Source organism: Moraxella equi (assembly GCF_002027555.1).
Classification (GTDB): Bacteria; Pseudomonadota; Gammaproteobacteria; order Pseudomonadales; family Moraxellaceae; genus Moraxella; species Moraxella equi.
In genome coordinates this window covers 1-6484 of record NZ_MXAP01000111.1, presented here as the reverse complement: position 1 = coordinate 6484, position 6484 = coordinate 1, and the positions used below count along the sequence as shown (strand labels likewise).

Genomic DNA, 6484 nt, shown 5'->3' with positions numbered 1-6484 from the left:
GTTCGGTTGGTATACAATGAGAATCGTTTTTAAATATTAACTGGGAGTAAATTTATGTCTGATTTGACCGACATCAAAGAAGTATTACAGCAGTGTGCAAGTGTGCCGATATCGTTACTAGATGGCATTGGTTATGATGGCAAATGTGATTTGGTGGCGGATGTGCTGTTTCCTGTGCTGGGTTGGGACAGCGATAATAACTATCAAACCCCTGCCGATGGGCAATTTATGGAATACATGGAGTGGAAAGAGCCTTATTTGGATTTTGACAAATTCGCTTTGATAAAACAGCGTGGCATTGCCATTGAAGATGAGTTTTTGGAGCATTATGCCCAAATATGTGGCGATGACGATGATGAAGATGATGATTTTGATGGTACTGACATTAACATGATGTTTGATGCCATGATACAAAAACAGATGGCACGATCTGAAGCCATGCGTGAGCTGTTTTTTAACTATTTTAATGAACAATTAGCAGGGCATGGGCTAAAATTGGTGGAGCTTGGCTCGCATGAAAATGCCTTTTTTCTACTGGTCCATGATAATGATGACATCAAAAAGCTCACTGATGTATTTGCCAATTATGATGTGGCGGTATCGGTGGGTTGATGGGTTTGTCTGATTTTGGCTGTATGGCCAACGAGCTTGATATTTGTCACGAGCTTGTGGGGGCGTGCTCATCACGCCCTTTTTTAATGGTTTTATTCTTACCGTTCGCATATCATTGAGCTTGTCATGATTTTAAAGATTTGGCGAAACATCATCTGCCAATGTCAGCAGATACGTTCGCATGGCAGGCAGTTCATCATGGGGGATGTTATTGAGCCACACCCCATCCACGGCACAGCGTATGACGGACAGACGTGGGCCGCTGTCGGTGCTTGCGTGGGTTTTGATTTTTTGGGCAAACCAATTTATCCACAACTCATTCATCTGGCTGTCAGCGGTCATCGCTTGGATAAGTCCCGCCCAGTCGCTTTGTAGTCCAATCTCTTGGTTGTCAAACATTACCCGCACATAGGCTTTGGTAAACGCTCCCATCTCGGTGGGGTGTGCGTCCATGTCGGCTAATATGGCGGTGTTGATTTGGGCGATGAACAGCTCTACCACGCTGGTGATGAGTTCGTCTTTGGATTTGAAATGATGAAACAGTCCGCCTTTGCTCGTGCCTGCCATGTCCGCCACTTTTTGCATGGACAGATTGCCAATACCGACATCTAGCATGAGATTTTTGGCACAGACTAGGATGGTGTGGCGTAACAGCTCGGGGTTGTTTTTGCGTTTGTTGGTTTTGTCATCTGATGTGGGTGTGGGGGTGTCGGTGGTAAATAAATCTTGCATAAGAATCTCTTGGGGTTAAAATAAAAAATAATTTTGAAAGTTAATGAGCGGTGGCGGATGAAAAGACATTCATAATCACCACACCTGCTACAATAAAAGCCATGCCGATGATGGCAGGCGTGTCTAAGGGCTGTTTTAGGATAAATATGCCAATCAAGGCGGTCAAGACAATGCCCACGCCCGACCAAATGGCATAGGTCATGCCAAGGGGAATGACCCTGACGACATGAGACAGCAAATAAAAAGCGATGGCAAAACCGGTCAGCGTGATACAGGTGGGGATGAGTTTGCTAAATCCGTCTGATTTTGCCAAAAAAGTCGAGCCTGTCACTTCGCTGATGATGGCAAGGGCGAGCAGGGCGTAAGCGGTAGAGAGTTGCATGATGATTTCAATGTTAAATATGATAAATAAAACCGACTGGTCGGTCTTTTATATTTTACAAGAAGCCATGACCAAATGCAAGTTTTTAGGGCGTGCCTGCCTTTTGTATTTGCAGTGAAAAATGAGAAAAATCGCACGTTTTTCAAGGAAAAAACGTAGGCTGATAATCATTCTATCAGACAAGTTCTTGACGCAGAAAAACAAGATTTAGCCATTTTTCATGCAAAAACGATTAGTTTTTCTCTAAAATATTTCTATATTGTAAATAGTGTTATAAAGGGCAGGCACGCCCTATTTACCCTTGCTTCATTCTCAACTTAAAATGGTAACTTATCGATTGTCTATGATTAGTTTGGATATACAAGGGGCGAATTTCAATTTGCACCTTGATAAATCAAGCACTTATAAAAAATTGAGAATGGGGTTTATCCTTGAGTTGGTTTATTTTGATAACGGGTGGGGTCAGGAACACCTGCCTGCACAAAGCCTTGATGACGTAGCACACAGCTGTCGCACTCGCCACAGGCTCGCCCGTCACTATCGGCACGGTAGCATGACACGGTTTGGGCATAGTCCACGCCCAGTGATAGCCCAAGCGTTAGGGTCTCAGCCTTGGATAAGTGCTGCAAGGGAGCGATGATGGATAGGCGTCTGCCTGCTCGCCCTGCCACAGTGGCAAGATTTGCCATGGTCTCAAAGGCACGAATGTAGTCGTCTCGGCAGTCAGGATAGCCCGAGAAATCAACCGAACTTACCCCGATGACGATGGCACAGGCTTCGGTCACTTCTGCCACGGCTAGGGCATAGGATAGAAAAATGGTGTTACGAGCAGGGACGTAGGTGACAGGCACGGCATCACTGTCTGCTTGATAATCAGGCACATCAATGCTGGTGTCGGTCAATGCCGAACCGCCAAGCTGAGCGATGTCAATGTCAATGATACGGTGTGACACGCCAAGTGTTTGGGCGATGGCGGATGAAAACGCAAGCTCGCTTGAATGCCGCTGCCCGTAGCGAAAACTGATGGCGGTAATCTCTTTAAAAACCGCTTTCGCCCAATACAGACAAGTGGTGGAGTCAAGCCCCCCTGAGAGCAAAACGACCGCCTTTTGGTGGGCAAAATCATCAGAATGGGGAATGTTAAGGTTATTGTTATCGGGGCAAAATGTCGTCATGAATTATAAACCATGTAAAGAATCAAGCAGTCAATTTTAGCATAAATCGCCTGATTTTTATAGGTATACCCACGTTTAGAAAAAAGCTCGGTTAATAAAGCAGGGAAATCGCACGTTTTTATGTAACATCGTTTAAAATCATCAGATTTTTGTCAAATCCCAATAAAAATATTATCAATGTTCAACACGCCCTGGTTTTTTGTTATAATTTGTCAATTTTAATAAAGCATGGGTTTATGGTAATGACTTCTCGTATGTTGATGGTGGTGGGGCTAGGCACTGTGTTGGTCGGCTGTCAGTCGTTGCCGTCTACACCGCACCTACCCAAAAGTACCGAGCTGACCGAGCGGATGCATTTGGCACATCAAGAACTGCTTGATAAACGCCTTGCCAATCAAATCAGTCACGGCGAAGATCACCTAAACCGCCATCATAACAAAAACATTCAAACAGGTTTTTTGGGTCACACACCATCTATCACGGTGCAATCTGATACTACCATTGACAACACAAAAGCCAAGGCTACATTGTCAAGTATCATTGATGAGCAGACTGAATACCATCCCACGCTCTCGGGTTATTACCCTATTGCCACAGGGGCAAATGCGTTTGCCGCACGCAGTATTTTGTCCGACATGGCAACGCACACTATTGATGTGCAGTACTATATCTGGCATGATGATGAGGCGGGTATTTTGATGTTAAAGGATTTGTGGCAGGCGGCAGAGCGAGGGGTGTTGGTACGACTCCTTTTGGATGATTTTAATAGCAATCCTAGGCTTGATGAGCATTTGGCGTTGTTTGCCAAGCACCCCAACATCGCCGTGCGTGTGGTGAATCCTTTTGTACATCGCCGTTATCGCTTTGTGAATTATCTGACATCGCCAAAACGTGTCAACGTGCGTATGCATAACAAGAGCATGACCTTTGATGATCACATCAGTGTTATTGGCGGGCGAAACATCGGCAATGAGTACCTAAATAACCATCAAAATAATCACTTTGCCGATTTGGACGTGCTACTCATTGGCGATGTGGTCGGCAAGATTACCAAGAGCTTTGATGAGTATTGGGGGTCGTCCACCGCTTATGACATTGAGACGCTCGTCAATGATGATAAAGAACGCCCCGATGAATCAGCCATGGCGGTGTTTAGTAAAGACGATACGGCAGGGTCAAACGCCACCAAAAACGAGCGAGCCTTACGCACTTATCGTAATGCCGTGGCAAGTAGCACCATTGGCGAGGATTTGCTGAGCAAAAAAGTGCCGTTTCGCTGGGCAGGCATTGACTTTCTGGCGGATGACGCCGTCAAGCTGGATGTCAAGGCAGGCAAAAATAACCCCAAAGATGGTCATCTGGTCAGCAAACTCCAACACGAACTCGGTCGCCCCAAAGAACGCCTAAGTATCATCTCATCGTATTTTGTCCCCACCAAAGATGGCGTGCGTACATTGACCACCCTTGCCAAAGAAGGTGTGGATATTAGCATTCTTACCAATTCCTTTGATGCCACCGACGTGGGGGCGGTACATGCCGGTTATGGGCATTGGCGTCGGGAGCTTTTGGCATCAGGGGTGAAACTCTATGAACTCAAATCCACCGCCAAAAACACCGAAGAGGATGAAAATAAACTGTGGCGAACCAAGCGAGTGACCACCACCAGTCTGCACGCCAAGGCTTTTGCTGTGGATGGTCATAAAGTATTTATCGGCTCGTATAATATCGACCCACGTTCGGCGAACATTAATACCGAGCTTGGGGTCATGATTTATGATGACGAGCTGGCACATCAGCTTCACAATGCCCTAAACAACGCAGACAAAGAGCGTAACGACAAAATCCTCAATCAAGTCTATGAGGTAAGTCTGGTTGATGGGCAGTTGCAGTGGCGAACCATCGAAGACGGCAAAGAGGTTATCTTTTATCAAGAACCAAAAATGAACATTCCTGAGCGTATGGGTGTGACCATCATGAGCTGGCTGCCGATTGATTGGCTTTTATAATGGATTGATTTTTGTCATGTTATAAACCCACAATTTTTTATTGATTTTTAGTTAAGTATCCATGTGTTTTATTAATTTTGGTAATGAATAATGGAAATTGTTGCTATTTTAATCAATTTTTAGTACATTATGCCAAAATAATTCGAACAATATAATAATGCCAAACTCACCTTTATTACCCCATCATTTTCGCTTGATTGTCACGACTGCCACAGTAACCATGTTGGCATTCTTTGATTATGCTTTGGTATTTTTCCTAAAAGAGGTGATTGTCGCCAACTTTTTTGGTGGGCGTGAAGTGATGTGGTTGTATTCAATGCAGGCGGTAGGGCTATTTTTGGGGGCGTATATCGCTCACCCCATTGGTGGGTTTTTGCTCGGACAGTATGGCGACATGAATGGCAGGCGTGCGGTGCTGTTTTTAAGCTTGTTTGGGCTGACGGTGTTTACGCTGATTCTTGCTTTCTTGCCAACTTATCAGCATTTGGGAGTGCTAGCTTCGATTTTGTTTATATTGGCTCGCTTTGGGCAGGGGCTGGCTTATGGCGGTCAGATTCCATCGGCGTTGGTGCTCATTACTGAACAGTTACCCATGCGTCATGTTGGTTTCGGCTGTGGGATTGTGGTGGCAGGAGCATTGGCAGGATTGCTGTTTATCAAGTTTTTGGTTACTTACTTGGTGGGTAGTTTAAGTTATGTTGACATGCTAAGCTATGGTTGGCGGATACCGTTTTTGGTGGGTGGGGTTTTATCAGCAGGACTGCTACTGTCCTTAAAGCTACTTAAAGAAACACCCATTTCCACCCAAACCAAAGACCGTCATGACACCGAAGAACATACGCTCAGTGCCATGAGTTTTGATGGACTAACCAAAACCCAAATCCAAGATTTGGCAAGCACCAACATTTTTAATGAAGACAAGCAAGTCGCCCAAAAATACTCTTTTTTGCAAATTATCACCAAAAATCGCTTATCTAGTCTGATTCCTGCGGTGTTGGTGTCATGGATTGTTTTAAGTGTGTTTATTGTTATTGCCATGATAATGCCTGAGTTGTTAAACATTAATTTTAGCATTTCAGAGAGTAATCTGATTTTTGGATCGGGCATTGCCACACTGTTTATGATGATTGGCTGTGTGTTTTATGGCTATTTGGCAGACAGGATGAATATCGGCAAAGTCATGATTTTTGGAGGGATTTTGCTAATTTTAAATACCTCACTGTTTTTTGCTCAGCTTAGATATGGTGGCGAATTGATACTATTGTGGTCGGCACTACTTGGCTTTTCAGGGGGCATGATTGCCACGTTGCCTGCGGTTTTAGTGCGACTGTTCCCTAGTAAAATCCGCCTAACCAGCATTGCCTTGACTTACAATGTCGTTTATGTATTGGTCGCAGGTGGTGTACCGTCACTGTTGGCATTTGCCACGTTTCATCTACCACTTGCCCCTGCTTTGTATCTCTTATGGGTGGGGCTTCTGACGATATTTTTAAGTTTTTATATCTATTATCTGCCCAGAAGTGAGCGAGACATCGCCAGATAATCATGTGGCAGTCATGTATACCAACCGAACCCAA

The 6484-nt window shown here is 44.7% G+C and carries 6 protein-coding genes; 3 read left to right on the top strand and 3 right to left on the bottom strand.

Annotated features, from left to right (window positions below):
* Window positions 1-54 precede the first annotated feature (54 nt).
* Window positions 55-612: a hypothetical protein gene (locus B5J93_RS10475; protein ID WP_079326323.1), complete on the top strand. Its 558-nt coding sequence runs from the start codon at window positions 55-57 to the stop codon at window positions 610-612.
* A 132-nt stretch (window positions 613-744) separates the two neighbouring features.
* Here B5J93_RS10475 and B5J93_RS10470 read toward each other — a convergent pair whose 3' ends face one another.
* The 3 genes from B5J93_RS10470 to queC all read right to left on the bottom strand — a co-directional run bounded on the left by B5J93_RS10470 (window position 745) and on the right by queC (window position 2901).
* Window positions 745-1344: a TetR/AcrR family transcriptional regulator gene (locus B5J93_RS10470; RefSeq protein ID WP_079326322.1), complete on the bottom strand. Its 600-nt coding sequence runs from the start codon at window positions 1342-1344 to the stop codon at window positions 745-747.
* Between the two features lie 40 nt (window positions 1345-1384).
* Window positions 1385-1729: a DMT family transporter gene (locus B5J93_RS10465; RefSeq protein ID WP_174700914.1), complete on the bottom strand. Its 345-nt coding sequence runs from the start codon at window positions 1727-1729 to the stop codon at window positions 1385-1387.
* Window positions 1730-2151: 422 nt separating this feature from the next.
* Window positions 2152-2901 carry a 7-cyano-7-deazaguanine synthase QueC gene (gene queC / locus B5J93_RS10455; RefSeq protein WP_079326320.1) on the bottom strand — a complete coding sequence of 250 codons (750 nt, stop codon included), beginning with the start codon at window positions 2899-2901 and terminating at the stop codon, window positions 2152-2154.
* 242 nt (window positions 2902-3143) lie between these two features.
* Between queC and B5J93_RS10450 the strand changes: the two genes are divergently transcribed.
* Window positions 3144-4907, top strand: a complete 1764-nt coding sequence (locus B5J93_RS10450; RefSeq protein WP_228144926.1) for a phospholipase D family protein — start codon at window positions 3144-3146, stop codon at window positions 4905-4907.
* Window positions 4908-5064: 157 nt separating this feature from the next.
* Window positions 5065-6450 (top strand): MFS transporter, encoded by a 1386-nt coding sequence (locus tag B5J93_RS10445; protein WP_079326318.1) that lies wholly within the window; start codon window positions 5065-5067, stop codon window positions 6448-6450.
* Window positions 6451-6484 lie beyond the last annotated feature (34 nt).

Excerpts from the sequence above, each read along its gene's own strand:
- B5J93_RS10475 (WP_079326323.1), top strand. The coding sequence starts at position 55 with ATGTCTGATTTGACCGACATCAAAGAAGTATTACAGCAGTGTGCAAGT.
- B5J93_RS10470 (WP_079326322.1), bottom strand. The coding sequence starts at position 1,344 with ATGCAAGATTTATTTACCACCGACACCCCCACACCCACATCAGATGAC.
- queC (WP_079326320.1), bottom strand. The coding sequence starts at position 2,901 with ATGACGACATTTTGCCCCGATAACAATAACCTTAACATTCCCCATTCT.
- B5J93_RS10450 (WP_228144926.1), top strand. The coding sequence starts at position 3,144 with ATGACTTCTCGTATGTTGATGGTGGTGGGGCTAGGCACTGTGTTGGTC.
- B5J93_RS10445 (WP_079326318.1), top strand. The coding sequence starts at position 5,065 with ATGCCAAACTCACCTTTATTACCCCATCATTTTCGCTTGATTGTCACG.